The sequence below is a fragment of the Kitasatospora sp. NPDC001539 genome (genome assembly GCF_040298565.1).
Classification (GTDB): Bacteria; Actinomycetota; Actinomycetes; order Streptomycetales; family Streptomycetaceae; genus Kitasatospora.
On record NZ_JBEPAK010000442.1, the window covers coordinates 1 to 2437 of the forward strand.

A 2437-nucleotide genomic window follows, 5' to 3' on the forward strand; every position below is an offset into this window, starting at 1 on the left:
CCCCTTCGGCGTTCTCCGGGACCCGGGTCCGCGGCGGCCGGGCGCCGGCGTCCGGCGGCGTCCGGCGCGCTAGGCACCGTCAGGCCCGGCGGTCGATCCGGAGTTGCTCGAAGAAGCGCAGGTGGTCGACGTTGTCGACGGAGCCGGGGTTGACGGCCTTCTCCAGCGGGGTGCCGGAGAGGATGCGCTTGACCGGGACCTCGATGCGCTTGCCGGTGAGGGTGTGCGGGAGGCCGCGGACGGCGATGACCTCGTCGGGGACGTGGCGCGGGGAGAGTTCGGTGCGCAGCGAGGTGCGGATCCGGCCGATCAGGGCGTCGTCCAGCTCCGCGCCGGGGGCGAGCACGACGAACAGCGGCATCCAGTAGCCGCCGTCGGGCTCCTCCAGGCCGATGACCAGGGATTCGGCGATCTCGGGCAGGCGCTCGACCACCTCGTAGATGTCCGAGGAGCCCATCCGGACGCCCTGGCGGTTGAGGGTGGAGTCGGAGCGGCCGTGGATGACGACGGTGCCCCGGGAGGTGATGGTGATCCAGTCGCCGTGGCGCCAGACGCCGGGGTACATGTCGAAGTAGCTGTCGTGGAACCGGGTGCCGTCCGGGTCGTTCCAGAAGCCGGTGGGCATGGACGGCAGGGGCTTGGTGACGACGAGCTCGCCGACGGCGTCGGTGAGCGGGTGGCCGTCGACGTCCCAGGCCTCGACGGCGGCACCGAGGCAGGGGCCCTGGATCTCACCGAGGAAGACGGGGAGGGTGGGGACACCGCCGACGAAGCAGGAGCAGACGTCGGTGCCGCCGCTGACGGAGGCAAGCCAGACGTCCTCGCTGACCTCGTCGTAGATCCAGCGGAAGCCGTCGGGCGGGAGCGGGGAGCCGGTGGTGCCGATGCAGCGGACGGCGGAGAGGTCCAGGTCGCGGCCGGGGTGGAGGTCGGCCTTGCGGCTGGCGACGATGTAGGCGGCGGAGGTGCCGAGGACGGTGGCGCCGGTGCGGGCGGCGACGGACCACAGGGCGCCGGCGTCCGGGTGGCCGGGGCTGCCGTCGTACGTGACGATCGTGGACCCGGCCAGCAGGCCGGCCACGAGGAAGTTCCACATCATCCAGCCGGTCGAGGTGTACCAGAAGAAGCGGTCCTGCGGGCCGAGTCCGAGGTGGAGGCCGACCTGCTTCAGGTGCTCGACGAGGATGCCGCCCTGGCTCTGGACGATGGGCTTGGGCAGGCCGGTGGTGCCGGACGAGTAGAGCACCCAGAGCGGGTGGTCGAACGGGAGCTGCGCGAACTCCGGTTCGCCGCCGGGCTGCTGGACCGGGCCGGCGACGAGGTCGGCCCAGTCGAGTGCGCCTTCGGGGGCCGGGCCGCCGAGCAGCGGGACGTGGACGACGGTGCGCAGCGAGGGCAGTTCGCGGCGCAGCTCGGCGACGACGTCGGTGCGGTCGTGGGCCTTGCCGCCGTAGTGGTACCCGTCGACGGCGATGAGGACGTCCGGCTCGAGCTGCTGGAAGCGGTCGAGCACGCTGCGGGCGCCGAAGTCGGGGGCGCAGGAGGTCCAGACGGCGCCGACGGCGTTGGTGGCGAGGAGGGCGACGACGGCCTGCGGGATGTTGGGCAGGTAGGCGGCGACGCGGGAGTGCGGGCCGACGCCCCGGGCGCGCAGCGCGGCGGCGAGCGCGAGGACCTGGCGGCGCAGGTCGGACCAGGTGGTCGCGACGGGGTGCTCGTCGGTCTCGTCGAGGTGGAGGATCGCGGGCTGGTCGGCGTTGGCCGGGTCCTCGGCGTGGCGCAGGACGTGCTCGGCGTAGTTGAGGCGGGCGCCGGGGAACCACTGCGAGCCGGTGCGGGTCTCGTCGGCGAGGACGGCGTCGGGCATCCGGGGGTCGGCGAGGACCGCCTCGGGGGCCTGGCTGAAGCGGACGTCGAACCACTGGGTGACGGCGGTCCAGAAGCGGTCGAGGTCGGCGGTGGACCAGGCGTGGAGGTCGGCGTAGCGCTGGGCGGCCTGCTGGTCGTCGTCGGCCGGGGCGAGCGGGGCGGCGGGGGCACCGTGGTGTTCGGCGGCCCAGGCCTGGAAGGCCACCAGGTTGGTGGCGGCGGCGCGGGCGGGGTTCGGGCGCCAGAGCGGCTGGTCCTGCGGTGGGGTGCTCACGGTGGTGGTCTCCCGGCCGGTGGTGGGGACGGGAGAGCTCGTGGCCAACCCGTCCGGTGGGCTGTCGGTGCAGACCATGCCATGTGAGCGCCCGCTGCGCCAGGGTCGGCCGGTGCTCGGCCGGGCGCCTGGCCGAGCACCTGACCGGCGGCCGGCCGGGGGCCTGGTCGGTGCCTGGCGGGTGCCTGGCCCGGGCGGACTAGTGAGCTGGTTCGGAGATGCGTGAGCAGTAGCGGCAGATCCGATCGATGATCTGGTCGGCGGTCTTGGTCCACTTGAACGGCTTGGCGCTCT

General features: G+C 73.7%; 1 protein-coding gene. It reads right to left on the bottom strand.

Annotation, left to right across the window (positions count from 1 at the left end; translation table 11 throughout):
• Positions 1–79 precede the first annotated feature (79 nt).
• Entirely contained in the window at positions 80–2143 is a 2064-nt protein-coding gene (locus ABT247_RS33040) for an acetoacetate--CoA ligase (protein WP_350750227.1), read from the bottom strand.
• Positions 2144–2437: the final 294 nt, after the last annotated feature.